15 protein-coding genes are annotated in these 19,137 nt (G+C 69.6%); 7 read left to right on the top strand and 8 right to left on the bottom strand.

The genetic code is table 11. From position 1 onward, the window contains the following. Positions 1 to 76 precede the first annotated feature (76 nt). Positions 77 to 457 (top strand): MGMT family protein, encoded by a 381-nt coding sequence (locus tag ACFO8M_RS23950; RefSeq protein WP_387980236.1) that lies wholly within the window; start codon positions 77 to 79, stop codon positions 455 to 457. A gap of 110 nt (positions 458 to 567) precedes the next feature. Here ACFO8M_RS23950 and ACFO8M_RS23945 read toward each other — a convergent pair whose 3' ends face one another. Further along, on the bottom strand, positions 568 to 1,161 hold the full coding sequence (locus ACFO8M_RS23945; RefSeq protein WP_387980234.1) for a DUF1349 domain-containing protein: 594 nt from the start codon (positions 1,159 to 1,161) through the stop codon (positions 568 to 570). A gap of 55 nt (positions 1,162 to 1,216) precedes the next feature. Between ACFO8M_RS23945 and ACFO8M_RS23940 the strand changes: the two genes are divergently transcribed. Both ACFO8M_RS23940 and ACFO8M_RS23935 read left to right on the top strand, forming a co-directional pair. Beyond that, a complete protein-coding gene (locus ACFO8M_RS23940; protein ID WP_387980232.1) occupies positions 1,217 to 3,331 on the top strand; it encodes a RecQ family ATP-dependent DNA helicase in 2,115 nt (704 codons plus the stop codon). 46 nt (positions 3,332 to 3,377) lie between these two features. Further along, the gene (locus ACFO8M_RS23935) at positions 3,378 to 3,977 is read left to right on the top strand and encodes a hypothetical protein (protein WP_387980230.1); all 600 of its coding nucleotides are present in this window, start codon (positions 3,378 to 3,380) and stop codon (positions 3,975 to 3,977) included. Between the two features lie 59 nt (positions 3,978 to 4,036). Here ACFO8M_RS23935 and ACFO8M_RS23930 read toward each other — a convergent pair whose 3' ends face one another. From ACFO8M_RS23930 to ACFO8M_RS23920, 3 genes are all read right to left on the bottom strand, one after another. Continuing rightward, a complete protein-coding gene (locus ACFO8M_RS23930; RefSeq protein ID WP_387980228.1) occupies positions 4,037 to 4,819 on the bottom strand; it encodes an SGNH/GDSL hydrolase family protein in 783 nt (260 codons plus the stop codon). Positions 4,820 to 5,004: 185 nt separating this feature from the next. Then, positions 5,005 to 5,835: an SGNH/GDSL hydrolase family protein gene (locus ACFO8M_RS23925; protein WP_387980226.1), complete on the bottom strand. Its 831-nt coding sequence runs from the start codon at positions 5,833 to 5,835 to the stop codon at positions 5,005 to 5,007. A 791-nt stretch (positions 5,836 to 6,626) separates the two neighbouring features. After that, on the bottom strand, positions 6,627 to 7,577 hold the full coding sequence (locus ACFO8M_RS23920; protein WP_387980224.1) for a DMT family transporter: 951 nt from the start codon (positions 7,575 to 7,577) through the stop codon (positions 6,627 to 6,629). 165 nt (positions 7,578 to 7,742) lie between these two features. Between ACFO8M_RS23920 and ACFO8M_RS23915 the strand changes: the two genes are divergently transcribed. The 3 genes from ACFO8M_RS23915 (at position 7,743) to ACFO8M_RS23905 (ending at position 12,888) form a co-directional block, all read left to right on the top strand. Continuing rightward, positions 7,743 to 8,423 carry a hypothetical protein gene (locus ACFO8M_RS23915; protein WP_387980222.1) on the top strand — a complete coding sequence of 227 codons (681 nt, stop codon included), beginning with the start codon at positions 7,743 to 7,745 and terminating at the stop codon, positions 8,421 to 8,423. A gap of 387 nt (positions 8,424 to 8,810) precedes the next feature. Then, positions 8,811 to 11,726, top strand: a complete 2,916-nt coding sequence (locus tag ACFO8M_RS23910) for a glycoside hydrolase family 2 TIM barrel-domain containing protein (protein WP_387980220.1) — start codon at positions 8,811 to 8,813, stop codon at positions 11,724 to 11,726. Positions 11,727 to 11,823: 97 nt separating this feature from the next. Beyond that, positions 11,824 to 12,888: a LacI family DNA-binding transcriptional regulator gene (locus ACFO8M_RS23905; protein ID WP_387980218.1), complete on the top strand. Its 1,065-nt coding sequence runs from the start codon at positions 11,824 to 11,826 to the stop codon at positions 12,886 to 12,888. A 73-nt stretch (positions 12,889 to 12,961) separates the two neighbouring features. On the opposite strand, the gene ACFO8M_RS23900 is transcribed toward ACFO8M_RS23905, so the two are convergent. Further along, positions 12,962 to 13,189 carry a CsbD family protein gene (locus ACFO8M_RS23900; RefSeq protein ID WP_387980216.1) on the bottom strand — a complete coding sequence of 76 codons (228 nt, stop codon included), beginning with the start codon at positions 13,187 to 13,189 and terminating at the stop codon, positions 12,962 to 12,964. A 76-nt stretch (positions 13,190 to 13,265) separates the two neighbouring features. Next, positions 13,266 to 14,861, bottom strand: coding sequence for a family 43 glycosylhydrolase (locus ACFO8M_RS23895; RefSeq protein ID WP_387980214.1), 1,596 nt, complete (start codon positions 14,859 to 14,861; stop codon positions 13,266 to 13,268). Positions 14,862 to 14,943: 82 nt separating this feature from the next. On the opposite strand from ACFO8M_RS23895, the gene ACFO8M_RS23890 reads away from it, so the two are divergent. Further along, entirely contained in the window at positions 14,944 to 15,480 is a 537-nt protein-coding gene (locus ACFO8M_RS23890) for a GNAT family N-acetyltransferase (protein ID WP_387980212.1), read from the top strand. On the opposite strand, the gene ACFO8M_RS23885 is transcribed toward ACFO8M_RS23890, so the two are convergent. Continuing rightward, the gene (locus tag ACFO8M_RS23885; RefSeq protein WP_387980210.1) at positions 15,477 to 16,655 is read right to left on the bottom strand and encodes a sulfotransferase family protein; all 1,179 of its coding nucleotides are present in this window, start codon (positions 16,653 to 16,655) and stop codon (positions 15,477 to 15,479) included. The two genes, ACFO8M_RS23890 and ACFO8M_RS23885, sit on opposite strands and share 4 nt — an antisense overlap. A gap of 95 nt (positions 16,656 to 16,750) precedes the next feature. Continuing rightward, positions 16,751 to 18,886, bottom strand: a complete 2,136-nt coding sequence (locus tag ACFO8M_RS23880; RefSeq protein WP_387980208.1) for an acyltransferase family protein — start codon at positions 18,884 to 18,886, stop codon at positions 16,751 to 16,753. Between the last annotated feature and the right edge of the window lie 251 nt (positions 18,887 to 19,137).

Genomic DNA, 19,137 nt, shown 5'->3' with positions numbered 1-19,137 from the left:
GTGGCGCCTCGGTAGGAGGGCCGATCCCGGCAGGTGGCGGCCGACGCTGCGGGGCGGGGCCGTTAGGCTCGCGGACATGACCACTGAAGAGGACTGGGAGCTGGTCCGCCGGGTCGTCGACGCACTCCCCGAGGGCACCTGGACCTCGTACGGGGACCTCGCGGAGCTGATCGGGACGGGGCCGCGGCAGGTGGGGGCTTTCATGCGCGACGACGGCAACGTCCCGAAGGCCTACCGGGTGCTCACGGCGGGCGGCACGGTCTCGGACGGGTTCCGCTGGTCCGACGGGAGCAGCGGCACGGACGTGCCGGAGCTGCTGCGCGAGGACGGCGTCACGGTGAGCGCGAACGGCCGCGCCGACCGGTCCCAGCGCATGTCGGTCTACGACCTCAAGCTCCTCGCGGGCGAGCTCGACGAGGACGAAGCGGCACCAGACGATGAGGAAGACTGGAAATAACCCGCTAAGTCAAGCTATTCCCAGTCTCAGGGATCCGGTCTCGGCGACGCTTGCGAGCCGTAAACCGGCAGAGCGCAAAAGTACCCGCGGTAACAGGACGCGAGCGGCGCTCAATGCAGCGCCGCGTCAGGCTCGGTCAGCCGCCAAGCGGTGAAGGCGACCGTCAGGCCCGCCCGCGAAGGCGCGCAGCAGTAAGGCCCGGCCTGAACCACAGCATCGGGATCAAGCGGAGTGAGGCGCACGAGCCGCCACGGTTCCTCTTCAACGCGAGCACGGACGATGATCGCGTCGTCGAAGCGGCTGGCCCGGACGGTGACCTCGCGGCCGGCCCACTCCGGCACGGGCGCGACCGACCAGTCGGACTTCCCGGCGGTGACCACGGCGCCCACTTGCGGCGCGCCGTCGGCGAACTCGACCCCGGCCTTGATCCAGCGCTCCGCGTCGACGCGGATCATCAGGCCCGCCTGGTCGAACTGCGCCTCGAACGAGGCGATGAAGCTCACCTCGACCGCCTGGCCGCGATCCCAGTCCTCCAAGAGCGCGTGCTCGTCCTCGTGGACGAAACCGTAACCGGTGTGCCGCCACGCGTCGCTGCCCTCGGCCGCGGTGACCAGCAGTCGCCCCGCCGATTCCTCCGCCGCGACCGGCAGCGCCGTCCAGGCGCCAGACTTCCAGGGAATGTCGATCGGTGCTTCGATGTGCATCGCCCCGAGCCTAGTGTCGTCACGGGCCGTCACACCAGTGCGGTACAACGGTCACATGGCAGGAAGCACGACAGAAACGCTCAGAGACGAAGCCGAAGCGCTGCTGCGCGCCCTCGCGGGCGAGCACGCGCGGCTGCGCGAGGACCAGTGGCGGGCCATCGAGGCGCTCTGCGACAAGGGGGCGGGCGAGAGCGGCCGCCGCGTGCTCCTGGTGCAGCGCACCGGGTTCGGGAAGTCCGCCGTCTACTTCACGGCCACCTCGCTCCTGCGCCGCCGCGGCGCGGGCCCGACCGTGATCGTCTCCCCGCTGCTCGCGCTCATGCGCAACCAGATCGAGGCCGCCCAGCGCGCCGGCGTGCGCGCCCGCACCATCAACTCGGCCAACCCCGAAGATTGGGACGCGATCGCCGAGGCCATCGCCGAGGACGCCGTCGACGTGCTGCTCATCAGCCCCGAGCGCCTCAACAACCCGGCCTTCCGCGACTACCAGCTGCCGAAGCTCGCCGCCGGGTGCGGCATGCTCGTCGTCGACGAGGCCCACTGCATCTCCGACTGGGGCCACGACTTCCGGCCCGACTACCGGCGCATCGCCACCTTCATCGACGACCTCCCCGACAGCGTCCCGGTCCTGGCGACCACCGCCACCGCGAACGCCCGCGTCTCCGACGACATCGCCGAGCAGCTCGACAAGAAGGACGCCGCGACGCTCGTCCTCCGCGGCAGCCTCGACCGCGAATCCCTGCGCCTGTCCGTAGTGGACATGCCCGACAACGCCCACCGCCTCGCCTGGCTCGACGAGCAGCTCCCCCGCATGGACGGCTCGGGGATCGTCTACACGCTCACCGTCGCCGCCGCCGAGGAGGTCAGCGACTACCTCGCGAGCCGAGGCCATTCCGTCGCCTCCTACACCGGCCGCACCGACAACGCCGAACGCCTCGAACGCGAGGAGGAGCTGCTGGGCAACCGCATCAAGGCGCTCGTGGCCACCAGCGCGCTCGGCATGGGCTTCGACAAGCCCGACCTCGGATTCGTCGTCCACCTGGGAGCGCCGTCCTCGCCGGTGGCGTACTACCAGCAGATCGGCCGCGCGGGCCGCGCCCGCGACCGCGCCGAGGTGGTGCTGCTGCCCGGCAGCGAGGACCGCGCGATCTGGGACTACTTCGGGTCCCTCTCCTTCCCCGCCGAGGAGGCGGTGCGCCGCACGCTCGACGTGCTCGCCGCCGAAGGACGGGCCCTGTCGACCGCGGCGCTCGAGACGCGAGTCGACTTGCGGCGCACCAGGCTCGAGATGATGCTCAAGGTCCTCGACGTGGACGGCGCGGTGCGGCGCGTCAAGGGCGGCTGGGAGGCCACCGGCGAGCCGTGGGCCTACGACGCCGACCGGTACGCGAAGGTCGCCGCGGCGAGGAAGCACGAGCAGCGGCGGATGCTCGCCTACGAGGCGACGACCCAGTGCCGGCTCGAATTCCTCCGCTCCGAATTGGACGATGCCGGGGCGGCGCCGTGCGGGCGGTGCGACAACTGCACCGGCACCCGCACCGAGGCGGGCGTCTCGGCGGAGGCGGCCGAGGGCGCGGCGGCGGCCCTGTCGAAGCCGGGCGTGCCGTTCGACCCGAAGCGCATGTGGCCCACCGGTCTGCAGGCCATCGGGATCGACCTGAAGGGGAAGATCCCGGCCGGGTCGAGCGCGGAGTCGGGCCGGGCGCTGGCGCGGCTGTCGGACATCGGCTGGGGCGGGCCGCTGCGCGCGCTGCTGTCGGACGGCGCGGACCGCGAGGTCCCCGACGACGTCTTCAAAGCCGTGGTGCAGGTGCTGGCGTCCTGGGACTGGGCCGAGCGGCCCACGGCGGTCGTCTCGCTAGGGTCGCTCTCGCGCCCAAAGCTGGTCAACGGGTTGGCCGAGCGCATCGCGCAGCTGGGCCGCATGGAGTACCTCGGTTCCCTCGGCCGCGCAACCGATACGGGCTCGGGCGCGCACCGGGCCAACAGCGCCCAGCGCCTCCAGCAGGTGCTTCATGCGTTCACTGTGGACTTCCCGGTGCCGGCCTCTTCCGTGCTCCTGGTGGACGACGTGCGCGACAGCGGATGGTCGATGACCTTGGCCGCCATGCGGTTGCGCGAGGCCGGGGCCGCGGCGGTCTACCCGCTGGCGCTCGCACTCCAGGCCTGAGCGCCGCGAGCCCGCCCCGGTAGACGGGGCGGGCTAAGGTCACCGGATGGTCATCGCCTTCAACACCAATGGTTTCGAGCCGATCAGCGTCGGCGGCATCGACGGCTGGCAGGATCCGAACACGGGCGACAGGATCGCCGTGACGGTCACCGAAGGGATCCCGTTCCCGGGGGAATGGCTTCACGACCCGTACGCACTGCGGCGCGGCTTCGCGGGTTTCTGGTCCAAGGACGCGTGCCTCATCGAGGTCGAGCTGGTGAGCCTCGGCGGGGTGACCGCCGTGCGCCAGCTCGTCAAGGTCCCCCTCAAGGACCGCCCGAGCGGTCTGCGGTTCCTTTCCGTCTTCACCCTGGCCAAGGCACCCGTCTACGCGCAGTTGATGTACACGGCCACCGAGCACGGGATCACCGGGATCCGCGAATCGATGCTCATGTCGGAGCTGGGTCATGAGGGCTTCTTCATGCCCCACCCGTTCGATCCTCAGCTCCAGACGGGCCTGCCGTTCCACCGCGGCGACGACCCGGCCTTCGACGCCCGGTTCCCCGACCACCCGCTGTCGCGGGCCCGGGCGTGGACGTGGAACGTGGGCCGGTACGCGACCGTGGACCCGGCGTTCGCGGCGCTGCCGGACAACTGGAACGTCTGAGATCACAAGCAGAACGGACCCGGCCGGGGTGCTGCCGGGCCCGTCGTCGTATCGGTGTCCTAAAGGGCGCCGAGCAGGGCCGGGAAGTAGCCGCTGCTGTGGCCTGAGGCCTTCGGGTGGTAGGGGATGTCGGTGAGGGTGAGGCCGTGCAGCCACGGCTGCCTCGAGCAGACCTCGTGGCCGGTGAACTCGTCGCGCACGTCCACATAGGTGAACCCGTGGTCCTCCGAGGCCGCCTGGATGACCGCGGACAGCACGTCCGCACCGGTGTTCATGCGCTTCTGCTCGGCGATGCTGATCGATCCGAATGCGTCGCAGGTGTTCACGGCGGCGAACAGGCGCGGGTAGCCGGTCACCAAGACCTCCGCGTCAGGGGACCGCGTCTCGATCTCGGTGTAGACCGCGTCGAGCTTCGCGGGCAGTTCCTCGGTGGCCTTGCGCTCGGCCTCCTCGATCGCCGGGGTGCAGTCCTGGAACGGGGTGATGCACGCGGTGATCGCGCTGGTCCACCCGATGTCGTTGCCGCCGATGCCGATCGTCACCAGGTCGGTCTCGGCGTCGAGGGATTGGACCTGCCCGGCGAGCACGTCGTCGGTGGTCGCGCCGCCACAGGCGACGAAGGTGAACTCGGCGCCCAGCTCCTCGGCGAGGAGCGACGGGTGGGCTTTGACGGAGCGCTGGCAGATCGCGTCGGTGTAGGGACCGGCGCCCGAGCCCGAGGAGTAGGAGTCGCCGAGGGCGACGTAGTCGAGTTCGGGGGCTTGGGCTTGGGCCGCAGCGGGAACGGCGATGAGGGCGAGGGCGGCGGTGGCTACGGCGGCCGTTCTGAGGAGTCGATGCATGGGGGAAGTTCCTTTGCGAGTCGGCGATGACTTGCCCCATATTGTGAACCCGCCGGTAACTTACTGGGAAGTACTGCACCGTAACAAATCGGGAACTTTACATATCTCATTCTATAAGTGGCTTTGGACGCATTGCGCCGCAGGCGATTCGACGGGACGTACGGGACGCCCCGTCGAGGACCGCACTATGCGAGCGCCCGGGCGACCGCCGGGTAGTAGCCGTCGAGATGGCCCAGGACGTTCGGGTGGTAGGACTCGCCGGTCGGGTAGGTCAGACCGTTGAGGTAGGCGACGTCGTCGCAGATCGCATGACCGGCAAAGGATTCGCGCACATCCACATAGGTGAAATCGTGCTCTTCGGCCTTGTTCTGGAGGACCTCGGCGAGCCGGTCTGCGGCCTCGTTCATGCGCAGCTGCTCTTCGACGTTCGGCTGTCTGAGTGCGCCGCAGGCGCGCTCGCCGTTGAACAGGTGCGGGTAGCCGAGCACGTAGACGTCGGCGTTCGGGGCGCGGTCCGCGATCGCCCCGTAGGCGCCGTCGAGCAGGCCGGGCAACTCGGTCTGGACGAGGACCTCGGAGGCCTCGATGTCGTCGATGCAGTTCAACAGGGGCGTGATACAGGCTTTGATGGCCCTCGCCCACTCGATGTCGTTGCCGCCGATCGTGACCGTGACCAGATCGGTCTCGGTGTCGAGCGACCCGAGTTGGGTGGCCAGGAGGTCGGCGGTCGACGCCCCCGAGCAGGCCGCGAAGTCGAGCTCGGCGCCCAGCCCGTCGGCGAGGAGCTGCGGGTAGGCCTTTGCCGAACGCCGGCACTCCTCGTCGAAGTAGTCGCGGGTGCCGGTGCCGGAGGAGTACGAGTCCCCGAGGGCCACGTAGTCAAGGGGCGCGGTCCCGTGGAAAGCAGGGTCATGGAGCCCGGTGTCGTGGAGAGCGGCCTGGGCCGCGGCGGCCGGCAGGAGGGCGAATGCAGCGGTGGCGGCCAGGGCCGCGGCCGCGAGGCGCGCAGGGATCATGCGGGCTCCGTTCCGAATCGGGTTCGTGCAGGTACGTTAATGCCCGATCAGTGCCGATCATGGGGGAAACATCCACAAATGGCGAAAACTGTCGAGAAGGCGACGTTCAGGCCGTTGCGACCCAGCGGACGCCGCACCGTTGCCCCCGATGCGGACGCCGATGACGCAGATTGGCCACCGGGCCTTCTGCAAGACGTGGCGCCGGCGTCACACTCCTCCCCTAGGCTGGAGACATGGGTGAATCGACCGCACCGCGTCGCCAGACCATGTCCGACCAGGCCCTGATCGAGGGCACCGGCGCGGACTGGAAGACCTGGCTGGCGCTCCTCGACGAGCGCGGCGCGGCGAAGCTCGACCACACCGCCATCGCGCGGATGCTGGTGCAGGAGTTCGAGATCGACGGCTGGTGGGCGCAGTCCATCACCGTCGGCTACGAGCAGGAGCGGGGCATGCGGGAACCCGGTCAGCGGCCCGACGGCACGTTCAGCGCCAACGCCTCCAAGACCGTGTCCGCCTCCATCGGCGACGCCTTCGAGCAGCTCGCCGACCCCGAGGCGCAGGCCGGATGGCTCGGCGACCTCGAACTGACCCAGCGCAGCGCGTCCCCGCCGAAATCGGTGCGGTTCGACGCCTCCGACGGCACACGCGTGCTCGCGAACCTCACCGCCAAGGGCGAGGCCAAGACCGCGGTGCAGGTCGAGATCGCCAGGCTCGGCTCGGCGGAGGAGGTCAGTGCGGCGAAGGCCGCGTGGAGGACCCGCCTCGAGGAGCTCGCGGAACGCTTGGCGCGCTTAGGGTTTCGCGACCGGAACGTCGGCACCGTCCGCAGCGGCGGGCTCGAGCGGCGGCTTCGAGGTCGCGTCCGTATTCTTGCGGCCGCGCGAGCGCGAGATCGCCACGCCGACCAGCGCCAGCGCGCCGCCCGCGAGGGTCAGCCAGGTCGGGATCTCGTCGAGGAGCAGCCAGGACATGCCGACGACGATCGCCGGGACCACGTAGGTGGTCGCGCCGAGTTTCCCGGCGGTGGTGAAGCGGAGTGCGTAGCCCCAGGTGAGGAAGGCCAGCGCGGTCGGGAACAGGCCGAGGTAGAGCACGTGCAGCGTCGCCGAGGTCGGGGCGGACTCCAACTCGGAGAACAGGAGCGGCGCGAACGGCAGGCACAGGACCGCGGCGATCAGGTTGCCGAAGGCGGTGAACTGGAGTGAGCTGCAGTGCTTCAGGGTCGGTTTCTGGACGACGACGCTGATGGCGTAGGTGACGGCGGAGACCAGGCACAGCAGGACGCCGAGGACCGAGGAGGCGCCGTCGCGGGACATGGAGAGGCTGACGACGGCGACGCCCGCGAAGGAGATGGCGATGCCGAGGAAGAGGCGGGGCGGGAAGCCCTCCTTGAGGAACCAGCCGCCGAGGAGGGCGATGAGGATGGGCCCGATGTTGACGATGAGGGCGGCGGTGCCGGCGTCGACGAGCTGCTCGCCCCAGTTGAGGGCGACCATGTAGAGGCCGAACCAGAGGACGCCGGCGGTGAGGATGCCGGGCCATGCGGCGCGGGCCGGCAGGCCTTCGCGGCGGATGGCCCAGACGGCGAGGAGGACGATGGCGGCGATGGCGGCGCGGCCGAGGGTGAGGGGACCGGGGTCGAGGTGGCGGCCGGCGTCGCGGATGGACACGAAGGCCGAGGCCCAGCACAGGACGGTGATGCCGATGGCAAGGGCGGCACGGGGGTTGAACTGCTCGCTCACTGGGCTCCTCGCGGTGGGCGGGCCTCGCGCGGGTCACGCGGGCTCCGTTCGGGGGCGCGGGTGGCGCCGGGCCCAAACCTAGCATCGGAGGCCGGTTTCGGTTATCCGTTAATCGACTGGGAACCCTTCCCGGTCGCGCGGCGTCGAAGGGACATGATGGGACACATGATGATGCAACGACTCATCCCGGTCGCGGCGCTGCTGATGCTGGCCGCGTGCGGGCAGGGCACGGGCGATGCGGGCGGGGATCCGGCCGATCCGGCGAACTGCGAGGCGGAAGGGACGTGCTCGGGCGACGATTCGCAGGCGGGCGCGGGTGCGACCGACGACGAGGACATCGTCTACCAGGGGGCGCTGACGGTGCTGCAGGGCATCGAGCGCGACGCGGCGGAGTTGTGCGGCGTGGTCGCGGAGTCGTATCCGCCGCAGTGCGGGGGCCTGCCGGTGACCGGCTGGGACTGGGACTCGGTCGAACACGAGGAGGCCGAGGGGGTCCGGTGGGGTTCGTACCTGGTGACGGGCACGTTCGACGGGAAGTCGTTGGTGCTCACGGAGGACCCGGTGCCGACCTCGGAGATCGACATGGCGGACTACCCGGCGCTCCAGTACCAGGAGCCGGAGATCGGCGACCCGGCCGAGGATTTGAGCGTCGAGGAGCTGCAGGCCATGGCGGACGAGATCACCGCGGACTTCCCGCGGTACGTGAACGGCGGCTGGGCCGACGAGCAGAACGGGGTGGCGTTCATCGACACGCTGCTGGTGACTCCGGAGTTGGAGGCGTACGCGGCGGAGCATTATCCGGCGGACACGGTGGTGTTCTCCTCGATGCTCAAGCCCGTGGAATAGGTTGATATCGCGTTTAATCGCGATAAATCCCCCTTAAGGGACCCAGTCTCGGCGAAGCTTGCGAGCCGTAAATTCGGAGAGCTCAAAAATAGCCCGGGGTCCGACATCGCTTTTCACTCCCTGAACATGAATGCCTCCCGGGTATTGACACCCCAGTGGTCGCCCTTAAGATAGAAACCGGTATCTATACCGTCCGCCTGCTGATTGAGACAGCGGGACCCGGCGCGGTAGCAGCGTCCGCGCCATGGCGGACAATGAGCAGGCCCGTACCGCCGATCCGAGACGAGGCGGCCGCGTTGACGCGCGGCAGCTCGGCGGATGCGGGCCAGCAGTCCGCCAGGCCCTGTGCCGAACGGACGGATCGCATACTGGAAAGGGAACCTGGCGATGAGCCGAACCGATTTCTCCTACGTGGAAAGCGTTAGCCCAGGCAGCGGGCGGCGCAATCCGCGGGCGGCGCTGGCCTCCGACGCCGCCGCGCTGAGCCTCGACGGCGAGTGGCGCTTCCGGCTGGGAGCCGGCCTCCACGACACCACCGAGGGCTTCGAGGCCCCCGGCTTCGACACCGGCTCCTGGGACACCCTCGCCGTCCCGTCGATGTGGCAGATGCACGACCTCGACGGCGAAGCCCCCTACGGGAAACCGCAGTACACCAACACGGTCTACCCGTTCCCGGTCGACCCGCCCCGGGTCCCCGACGCCAACCCCACCGGCGAGTACCGACGCACCTTCACCCTCCCGGCCGACTGGCCCGCCACCGGCCGCACCCTCCTGCGCTTCGAAGGCGTCGACTCCGCTTTCGCCGTGTGGGTCAACGGGATCCTCCTCGGCGACGGCAAGGGCTCGCGCCTCCCCACCGAGTTCGACGCCACCGCGCACCTCAAGCCCGGCGAGAACACCGTCGCCGTCCGCGTCCACCAGTGGTCCGCCGCGTCCTATCTGGAGGACCAGGACATGTGGTGGCTCTCGGGGATCTTCCGCCCCGTCGCCCTCGTCCACCGCCCCGAGAACGGCGTCGAGGACGTCTTCGCGCACGCCGACTACGACCACGCCACCGGTCTCGGCACCCTCAAGGTCGAAGCCGCCGAAGGCGCCCGCGTCACCGTGGCCGAACTCGGCATCGACATCGCCGCGGGCGAGACCGCCGACGTTCCGGTCGAACCCTGGACCGCCGAGACGCCCCGCCTCTACGACGCCGTCGTCGCCACCGCCACCGAGCGCGTGAGCCTGCGCATCGGCTTCCGCACCGTCAAGATCGAGGACGGCCTCCTCAAGGTCAACGGCAAGCGGATCCTCCTGCGCGGCGTCAACCGCCACGAATGGGACCCCGACAACGGCCGCACCCTCTCCGTCGAGACCATGCGCCGCGACCTCGAGATCATGAAGCGGCACAACGTCAACGCCGTCCGCACCAGCCACTACCCGCCGGACCGCCGCTTCCTCGACCTCTGCGACGAGATCGGCGTCTGGGTCGTCGACGAATGCGACCTCGAGACCCACGGATTCGTCCACCATGGATGGCGAAAGAACCCGAGCGACGAGCCGATGTGGCGCGAGGCCTACCTCGACCGCATGGCCCGCATGGTCGAACGCGACAAGAACCACGCCTCGGTCATCATCTGGTCCCTCGGCAACGAGAGCCACACCGGTCAGAACCTCGCCGCCATGTCCGAGTGGGCCAAGCAGCGCGACCCCGGCCGCCCCATCCACTACGAAGGCGACTGGGACTCCGGCTACGTCGACGTGTACAGCCGCATGTACGCCGACCACAACGAGACCGACCGCATCGGCCACAAGACCGAGGACCCCACCAAGGACCCCGCGCTCGACGAGCACCGCCGCAACATCCCGTTCGTCCTGTGCGAGTACGCCCACGCCATGGGCAACGGCCCCGGCGGCATGAGCGAGTACCAGCGCCTGTTCGAGCAGCACGAACGCTGCCAGGGCGGGTTCATCTGGGAGTGGATCGACCACGGCGTGCGCCGGCACACCGAGGACGGCCGCGAATGGTTCGCCTACGGCGGCGACTTCGACGAGCCCCTCCACGACGGCAACTTCGTCGTCGACGGCCTGATCTTCCCGAACCGCGAGCCCTCCCCCGGCCTCGTCGAGTTCAAGAAGGTCATCGAGCCCGTCCGCCTCACCGTCCACCCTGGAGCGCGCGCGATCACCGTCGCGAACCTCCGCGACTTCGCCGACACCGGCGACCTCGCGTTCACCTGGGCCGTCGAGGACGGCGGCGAGCAGGAGCTCCACGGCGACCTCGAAGTCCGGAGCATCGCCGCGGGCGAGTCCGCGATCGTCGAGTTCCCGGCCGCCGTCGCAGGCCTCGGCCTCCCCAAGGGCGAGCGCTGGCTCACCGTCCGCGCCGTCCTCGCCAAGGACGAGCCCTGGGCCGAAGCCGGGCACGAGATCGCCTGGGGCCAAGCACAACTCAGCAGCGCCGCCGCGCCCGAGCCCATCGGCTCCGGCACCGCTCCCGTCGCTGAGGGCCGCGGCTACCGCCTCGGGAACGCCGCCTTCGACGCCCTCGGGCGCCTGACCGCCATCGGCGGACTGGAGATCGAAGGCCCGCGCCTCGACCTGTGGCGCGCCCCCACCGACAACGACCTCCTCTCCTGGCACGCCCCGCTCGCGAACCAGTGGAAGGACCGCAACGCGGCCCTCTACCGCCTCGAGCACAAGGTCCTCGACATCGAGTCCACTGCGGACGGACTCACCGTCGCGACCCGCGTGGGCGCCGCCGGAGCCGAGATCGCCATGGGCGCGGTCTACCGGTGGAAGCTCGCCGAAGGCCGCCTGTGGCTCACCGTCGAGGTGAACCCCGAAGGCCAGTGGGACTTCCCGCTGCCGCGCCTGGGCGTGCGCGCCTCGGTGCCGAAGGGCCTCAATGATGTCGAGTGGTTCGGCGGCGGGCCCGGCGAGGCCTACGCCGACACCCGCGCCGCCGCCCGCGTCGGCCGCTACCGGTCCACCGTGGCCGGCATGCAGACCCCGTACGTCTTCCCGCAGGAGAACGGCTCCCGCATCGACGTGCGCTGGGCGAGCCTGAGCGGCGAAGGCAAGTCGCTCAAGGTGTTCGGTGCCCCGCACTTCGCGTTCACGGTGCGCCCGTGGACGAGCGAGGACCTCGAGGCCGCGAACCACCAGACGGACCTCGTCGAACACGACCGGCTCTACGTCAACCTCGACGCCGACCTCCACGGCATGGGCTCGGCCGCATGCGGCCCGGGGGTCCTCCCCCAGCACCGCCTGCTCCCGAAGGCCACCGCGTTCACCCTCGGCTTCGAAGCAACCGCATAAGACCATGCGACGGGTTCGCGCACAATGGAAACTGCGAGCGTGCACTACCCTGGGTGCGGACCCGTCGCATCCCCGAGAACGGTGAGAGAAGGCCCCAGTGCCCAAGAAGTCGAATGCCGAAAGCGGCAAGCGCCCCACCATCAGGGACGTGGCCGCGCTGGCCGGCGTGTCGGTGCCGACGGTCTCGCGGGTCCTCGCCGGGAACTACCCGGTGGCCCCCGCGACCCGCGCCAAGGTGCTGCGCGCCATGCGCGAACTCGACTACGTGGTCAACGCGCACGCCCGCGCGCTGGCCGGGGCGACGACGAAGACCGTGGCGTTCGTCGTGGACGACGTGACCGGGCCCTTCTACGCGTACATCGCGCGCGGCGTCGAGCAGCAGGCCGCCTCTGAAGGGCGGCTGTGCCTGCTGTGCACCACGCACGGCGACCCCGAGCGCGAGCTCGCCGTCGTCGAGCTCATGCGCGAGCAGCACGCCGAGGCCGTGATCGTCGTGGGCGGGGCCTGGGACGACGACAAGTACAACGAGCGGATGCGCTACTTCGCGTCGGCGCTGGACCGCTCGGGTTCGCGGCTGGTGCTGTGCGGGCGGCCCTCGCTCGGCGAAGACGTCCCGGCCACGGTGGTGCACTACGACAACGAGGGCGGCGCGTACGCCATGACCTCGCACCTGCTCTCGGCCGGGCACAAGGTCGTCGCCTACCTGGGCACGGGCATCGGACATTCCACCACAGACGAACGCATACGGGGTTTCAGGCGCGCGCACGCCGACTACGGGATCGAGGTCGACGAATCGCTGCTGATTCCCGGCGAATTCTCCAAGCAGAGCGGTTACGAACTCACCCGCGAGCTCATCGCGAAGCGCGACGACGTGACGGCGGTGTTCAGCGCGACCGACATGATCGCCGCGGGCGTGCTCAAGGCGCTGCGCGAGGCCGGGATCGACGTCCCGAAGGACATGTCGGTGGTCGGCTTCGACGACATCCCGCTGGCCTCGGACCTCACCCCGGCGCTCACCACCGTGCACGTGCCCCATGAGGAACTCGGCCGCGAGGCGGTGCGCCTGGGGCTGCGCCGCGAAGGGACGGGCGTCGACCAGGTCGTGCTCGGGACCCACATCGTGGTGCGCGAGACCGTCGCACCGCCGCGTCGCCGCACCTGAACGAACGATTTCGGGGCCGGACCGCATTGATGCGGTCCGGCCCCGTCCGTTCGCAGTGCCGAGCGGCTACCGGTCAGCGCCCTTTGCCCCGATCCTTGTCGGTCGTACGCGCCTTGGCTTCGTGGAGTTTGTCATCGGCCTCCTCCTTGAGGTCGTGCCACTCCTCTTTCGCTCTGCCCTTCATCTGCTCGGCGCGCCCCTTGTTCGCGAGGCTCTCGTTGTCGGTCGCGTCGCCGATCTTCTCCTTGGCGCGCCCCTTGAGCTGCTCTGCCTTGTCCTTGGCCTTGTCAATGCCACCCATCGGCTTCCGTCCCTTCTCAAACGGTGATTGAACGAAGGGCGTACCCCGTCAGAGCCCGATGACACTTCAGGCGCGATTATTCGGACGTCTCATACGAGGCGTAGTCGAAATCGGCGAAACCACCCTCCGCGGCGAGATCCTGGACCCAGAGGCCGGTGAACGCTCCGGTGAAACCGAAGGCGTGGAGGAGGCCGGGCTCGATCCAGGTGGCGTGCTCGTCGGCGAGGATCGTGGCGTCGCGTTCCGCTTCCAGATCGACCCAGTCGGCTCGGTCGCGGTAGGCGAATCTCAGGACCGGTCCGTCGAAGACGATGCGCAGCTCCGGCTTCCGGCCGACCTCGGCGATGGGCTCGAACGTGCGGCGGCCGCGGTCAGAGGTCACCAGGGTCAGGGCGCGGCGGCCCTGCTCCAAGCCGACTTGCAGGTAGACCCAGTTGAAGCTGTTGTAGTAGGCCGTGATCCCGGCCGTCTGGTCCACGGTCTGCGGGTCGAATTCCAGGCCCGCTTCGAAGACGCCGTGCTTGGCGGTGACGCGTTGGGCCACCAGGCTGGGCGTGCGCTTCCCGTATGGGGACTGGCCTCCGGTGACGCGCAGATGCGAGGAACGCGCGGTGAGGCTGAGCCATTCCGGATCGGCATGGCGGCGGAGGGTGCTCCAGCGCGGATCGAGCCGGGGCGCGTCGAAGTCGTCGCGGGCGGGCGCGTCCGGCCAGGGATGCGCGCGCAGGTCCGGGGCGGGGACCTCGAGTGCCGGTGCGGCACCGTCGATCCGGGGCCAGCCGTCGGTCCAGGAGACGGGGGCGATCGCCGTCTCGCGGCCGAGGACGCACCGGCCGGTCGCGTCGCGGTCCCGGGCTCCGGTGGGAGGGCCGTTCTCGACTTCGGTGTAGGGCCGCGAGGTCAGGTAGGTCATGTACCACTCCCCCGCCGGTGTCGCGACGAAGCAGCCGTGGCCGGCCTTCTGGAGCGGCAGGTCGAGCTTGTCACGGGCGGTGATGAGTGGTCCGTTCGAGTCGATCTCATAGGGCCCCAGGAGGTTCCGGGAGCGGGCGACAATCGCGCCGTGGTTGAACCCGGTGCCGCCCTCGGCGCACAGCAGGTAATACCAGCCGTCCACTTTATAGAGATGCGGGCCCTCGGTGACGCCCGCCGGGCTGGATTCGAGCAGCAGCGTCGGCTCCCCCACCGCCTTGCCGCCGTCGAGCAGTTGGATCTCGACGCCTTTGAAGCCCGAGATCATGTTGAGGAGCCAGGTGGAGCCGTCGTCGTCGTGGAAGAGCGCCGCGTCGAACCCCCGCCCGGGAAGGCGGACCGGATCGGACCACTGTCCCTCGATCGACTCGGCGGTGGTCAGGTAGTTGGCACAGTCCTTGAAGCCGTAGGCGTAGTTGTCGAGGACCGAGAAGACGAGGTGGAAGCGGCCGTTCGCGTAGGTGAGGTCGGGCGCCCAGACTCCACCGGAATCGGGGACGCCGGTGAGGTCGAGGAGCCGAGGCGAATCGGCGATCCCGCCGAGCGGCCGCCAGTGCCGCAGGTCCCGCGAGTGGTGCAGGCGGATCCCGCTGCACCACTCGAAGGTCGAGGTCGCGAGGTAGTAGTCCTCACCGACCCGGACGATCGAGGGGTCGGGGTGGAAACCGGGAAGGATGGGGTTGCGGATCACGTCGCTCACGGAACTCGATTCAACCGGTACAAGGCGCAACTTGCAAGCGCTGTCCCAAGAATGTTCGCACTACGTGAGGCAGAATCTTCTGGTGACTGCATCCAGCGACTTCCAGATCCGCCCCGTCCTTCCCGGCGAGCACGAAGCGCTCGGCGACGTGTCGATCCGGTCCTACCTCGAAGGCGGCCTGCTGCTCGGCGGCCTCGACGACCCCTACGCGCCGAACCTGCGCGACGTCTCGCTCCGCGCCGCTTCGGCGACGGTCCTCGTCGCAGTGGAACGGGAAGGCGCCGTTGGGGAGAGCAGCGGTCCAGCGCTGCTCGGCGGCGTCACCCTCGCCTTCCACGGCAGCCCCATGGCGCAGCTCGCCGGACCCGGCGAAGCCGAGATCCGGATGCTCGCCGTCGACCCCGCCGCGCAGGGCCGCGGCGTCGGGTCGGCACTCGCCAAGGCGTGCGTCGCAGGTGCTCGCGCCGATGCCGGGACCAAGCGCGTCGTCCTCTGCTCGCAGCAGGCCATGACGACCGCGCACCGCGTCTACACCCGCCTCGGCTTCGAGCGCGCGCCCGACCTCGACTGGTACCCGCTGCCGGACGTCCTGCTCTGGGGCTTCCGCCTCGACCTCTAGAGCAGCGGCGCGAACGCCCTCTTGTACTCCGCGAGCGCCTGGTCGACCTCGCCCTCGGTGAGGCCGTACCGGGCCAGGTCGTAGCGGTGCCCCGTCGGCCGGTGCACCAGTGCCGCGTCGAGCGCGTCCGCCTCCGCGCTCCCCCACGGCGCGCCGAGGCGGTCGAACAGCTGCGGCATGTACTCGCGGGCGTCGTCGGTGAGGTGTCGGAACGGCACGTCGATTACCGAGTAGGCGGGCAGGCGGCGACGCACGGCGCGGGCCCGGTCGAGGCCGGTCGCGAAGAGCCCCAACCAGGTCCGGCCGATCTCATGCGGGTCGATCTCGGCCGTGTTCATCGCCATCGCGGTCTCGGTCATCGAGCACAGCGACGCCAGCGCGGTGGCGGGGTCGCGGTGGGTCCACACGATCTGGGCGTCGGGGAAGGTCCTGGTGAGGCAGCCGAGCTGCCAGAGGTGCGCGGGGGCGCGCAGGACCCAGCGGCGGCGCGGGCGGCCGTACTGGAGGACCTGGAGGGTCTGCTTGAGGTAGCGGTAGTCGGGGGTGTAGTCCCGATCGAGCATCCACTGGACGTAGCCGGGCGGGTGGGCGCGCACGAGGTGGCCGATGCCGTGCGGGAGGACCCAGACGTCGGCGTCGGGTTTCTCGGCGGCCATCTCGTAGACGGAGCCGAAGGTGGGGATGGCCTTCTCGAGGAAGTCGGCGACGCGTTCGGACCGGCGCAGGTGGTCGGCGGTGGCGAGGTCGGCGTACTGGAGCTCGTGCATGAGCGGGGAGCGGTGGGTCTCGGGGGTGGCGAGGAGGCGCTGGAGCATGGTGGTGCCGGTGCGGGGGACGCCGGTGACGACGACGGGCCGGGAGATGGGCTCGTCGGCGATGTCGGGGTTGAGGGCGTGGAGTTTGCGGATGCGGAGGCGGTTCTCGAGTCGGTCGGTGATCTCCTGCTGGACGCCGACCCAGCCGGTGAGGGTGAGGCCGTGGATGTCGGCGTAGCCGGCGAGCAGGACGCGCATGCCGGCGATGAAGTCGTCTTCGCCGTGGGCGGTGGAGCCGGTGCGGTGCTCGGCTTCGCGGACGGCGCGGTCGAGGAGCCGGTCGATCTTCTTGCGGCGGCCCGCGATTGCGGGGGTGAGGACGGTATTGACGGCCTTGAGCCAGGGTGCGACGCGTTCCATCCGGACCACTCCTTTTGTCCCGCTTACGTAATGAGGTGAGCCTACATTCGAGTGCGAATGCGGGCTCACCTCAGTGGGCACAATGTGGTCCGGGCCTATTGGGACCCGGGGTCGGCCGCGAGCGGGATCGCGGCCGCGACCTGCGGGGCGAGTTCGGCGACGAAGCTCGCGGAGAGGTGGTTGGCGTCGCGGTAGACGAGGAGGTTGCCGATGACGACCGGGCAGGTGCCCTGGTCGATGTCGCAGAGCCACGGGATCGGGTCGACGACGTGGGCGCCGGCGTCCGTGACGGCGTTGACGAGTTCCTCGCGCCGCTCGGGTTCGATCACGGCGTTCTCGAGGTCGCCGACGCACACGCTGGCGTCCTCGGGGTGCTCGGCCAGGCAGCCGGGCACGTCCTCGCCGATGTCGGGGTTGTCGGCCATGTAGTAGACCTCGCCCGCGACGTCTTGGAGGTCGTTCACGGTCTCGACCCAGCCGTCGATCCAGGCCTGGTCGGGGTCGTCGGCGATGACGTCCTTGCCGTCGTAGGAGGTCGCGAGGACCACGTCGGGTTCGACTTCGCCGAGGTAGTCGATGACGTCCTGTTTCCAGGTCTCGCACTCGGTGTACTCGCGGTCGAGTTTCGGGTCGTGCTCGCGGACGTCGGCGACGGAGCAGTTCGACTTGCTCATCACCAGCAGTCGCCAGCCGGAGGCCTCGGCGTTCTGCCTGAGGGCCGGGAACCATTGGCCGGCGTGGGAGTCGCCGAAGAGGACGATGGTCTTCTCGCCTTCGGGGTCGCCGTACCAGCAGTCCTTGTTGACCTTCGGGTCGTCGCGGTCGACCTGGCATCCGTCGTCGTAGAGGGCGGGCTCGTCCTCGACCGCGCCGTCCAGCGAGGGCGTGAGGTTGGCCGGGACAGTGTCCACGTCGGAGGATTCGCCGAGCATCTCCCAGACGGTCGAGTCGTTGCCGGTGATCTCGGCGACCTCCTCGTTCGACTGCTCCGGCATGGGCTGCCCGGCCATGAACAACGACGCGGCCAGGGCCGTGGCGATGAGGCCGCCGCCCATCGCCAGTGCCCGGGAGGGCACCTGGACGAGGGGCTTGCGCGTCCGGATCGGGTTCTCCACCAGGTAGAACGTGGCGATCGTGAGCAGGAACGCGACGGCCATGAGGAACAGGTAGTGGCGCACGCGCACGTCTTCGAGGCCGAGGACGGTGGGGCCGATCATGATGAGCGGCCAGTGCCAGAGGTAGAGGCCGTAGGAGATCTTGCCGATGAACTGGGCGGGCTTGATGCCGAGGAGCAGGGTGGCGCCGAAGCGGTGCTGGGCGCAACCTGCGGCGATCACGAGTGCGGTTCCGGCGACGGGCAGCATCGCCGCGGTGCCTGGGAAGACGGTGCGTTCGTCGAGGAGGAACACCGAGGCGACGATGAGCGCGAGGCCGGCCCAGGAGGCGACTGCGGCGGCCCAGGCGGGGGCGAACGCGCGGATCCGGCCCGCGGCGACGGCGATGAGTGCGCCGATGGCGAGTTCCCATGCGCGGGTGTGGATGCCGAAGTAGGACCAGATGGGGTCGCCGGCGGTCCAATTGGCGCTCATCCAGAACGAGACGCCGGCGGCCATGATGAGGAACGCGGTGATGGCGGCGGTGCGGCCGACCCCGCGGTGGCGGTGGCGGGCGGCGGTGTACTTGCCGGGCTTGCTGAACTTCGCGCCGACGAACGCGATGGCGAGGAGGACGAGCGGCCAGACGATGTAGAACTGCTCTTCGACCGCGAGCGACCAGAAGTGCTGCAGCGGTGAGGGATCCGCGTTGGCGTTGAGGTAGTCGGTGCCCTCTTGCGCCAGGCGGATGTTGATGACGTTGAGCGCGGCGGTGGCCGCGTCGGCGGCGATCTCGCCGAGTCTGGTGCGGGGCAGCCAGAGCCAGGAGGCGACGAGCGTCGCGAGCAGCACTGTTGCCGCGGCTGGAAGGAGGCGTACGGCGCGGCGGGCGTAGAACCCGGCGATGGAGACGGTGCCGGTCTTGTCGATCTCGCGCAGCAGCAGTGAGGTGATGAGGAAGCCTGAGATCACGAAGAACACGTCGACGCCGACGAATCCTCCGGCCATGTACGGGAAGCCGATGTGAGCGGCGATGACGACGCCCACGGCGACGGCCCTGAGGCCTTCGATGTCGGGGCGCCAGTGGCTGGGGCGCGCACTGGGGCCGGTGGTTTCGGCGGTCTCGGGGTTCCGCACTCGGGTTATTTCGGCGGTGGCGTCAGTAGACGCATTCGCCGGTTCTGTTGCGTTGGTCAGACGCATAAATGTCGGTCTCCGAACGATTCTCCGGGCATCGGACTCCCCAGCCGGGCAAGGCTGGGCGGACTGGGGTCGGGGGTCTTACCGGGGACGAGTGCCGACCATAACATTGCCGATTGAATGGGATCTACCCCCTCTAATGCGGTGATATATCACTCAGTCAATGTGTGGTGCAACAGAATGTGGCG

It is taken from the genome of Glycomyces rhizosphaerae (genome assembly GCF_042647865.1).
GTDB classification, from domain to species: Bacteria; Actinomycetota; Actinomycetes; order Mycobacteriales; family Micromonosporaceae; genus Glycomyces; species Glycomyces rhizosphaerae.
The sequence above is the reverse complement of the archived record's forward strand: the minus strand, read 5'-3'. Positions and strand labels throughout refer to the sequence as shown.

Bases quoted from the DNA above. Each gene is read 5' to 3' on its own strand.
- ACFO8M_RS23950 (WP_387980236.1), top strand. From the start codon at position 77: ATGACCACTGAAGAGGACTGGGAGCTGGTCCGCCGGGTCGTCGACGCA.
- ACFO8M_RS23945 (WP_387980234.1), bottom strand. From the start codon at position 1,161: ATGCACATCGAAGCACCGATCGACATTCCCTGGAAGTCTGGCGCCTGG.
- ACFO8M_RS23930 (WP_387980228.1), bottom strand. From the start codon at position 4,819: ATGCATCGACTCCTCAGAACGGCCGCCGTAGCCACCGCCGCCCTCGCC.
- ACFO8M_RS23910 (WP_387980220.1), top strand. From the start codon at position 8,811: ATGAGCCGAACCGATTTCTCCTACGTGGAAAGCGTTAGCCCAGGCAGC.
- ACFO8M_RS23940 (WP_387980232.1), top strand. From the start codon at position 1,217: ATGGCAGGAAGCACGACAGAAACGCTCAGAGACGAAGCCGAAGCGCTG.
- ACFO8M_RS23885 (WP_387980210.1), bottom strand. From the start codon at position 16,655: ATGGAACGCGTCGCACCCTGGCTCAAGGCCGTCAATACCGTCCTCACC.
- ACFO8M_RS23915 (WP_387980222.1), top strand. From the start codon at position 7,743: ATGATGATGCAACGACTCATCCCGGTCGCGGCGCTGCTGATGCTGGCC.
- ACFO8M_RS23925 (WP_387980226.1), bottom strand. From the start codon at position 5,835: ATGATCCCTGCGCGCCTCGCGGCCGCGGCCCTGGCCGCCACCGCTGCA.
- ACFO8M_RS23935 (WP_387980230.1), top strand. From the start codon at position 3,378: ATGGTCATCGCCTTCAACACCAATGGTTTCGAGCCGATCAGCGTCGGC.
- ACFO8M_RS23900 (WP_387980216.1), bottom strand. From the start codon at position 13,189: ATGGGTGGCATTGACAAGGCCAAGGACAAGGCAGAGCAGCTCAAGGGG.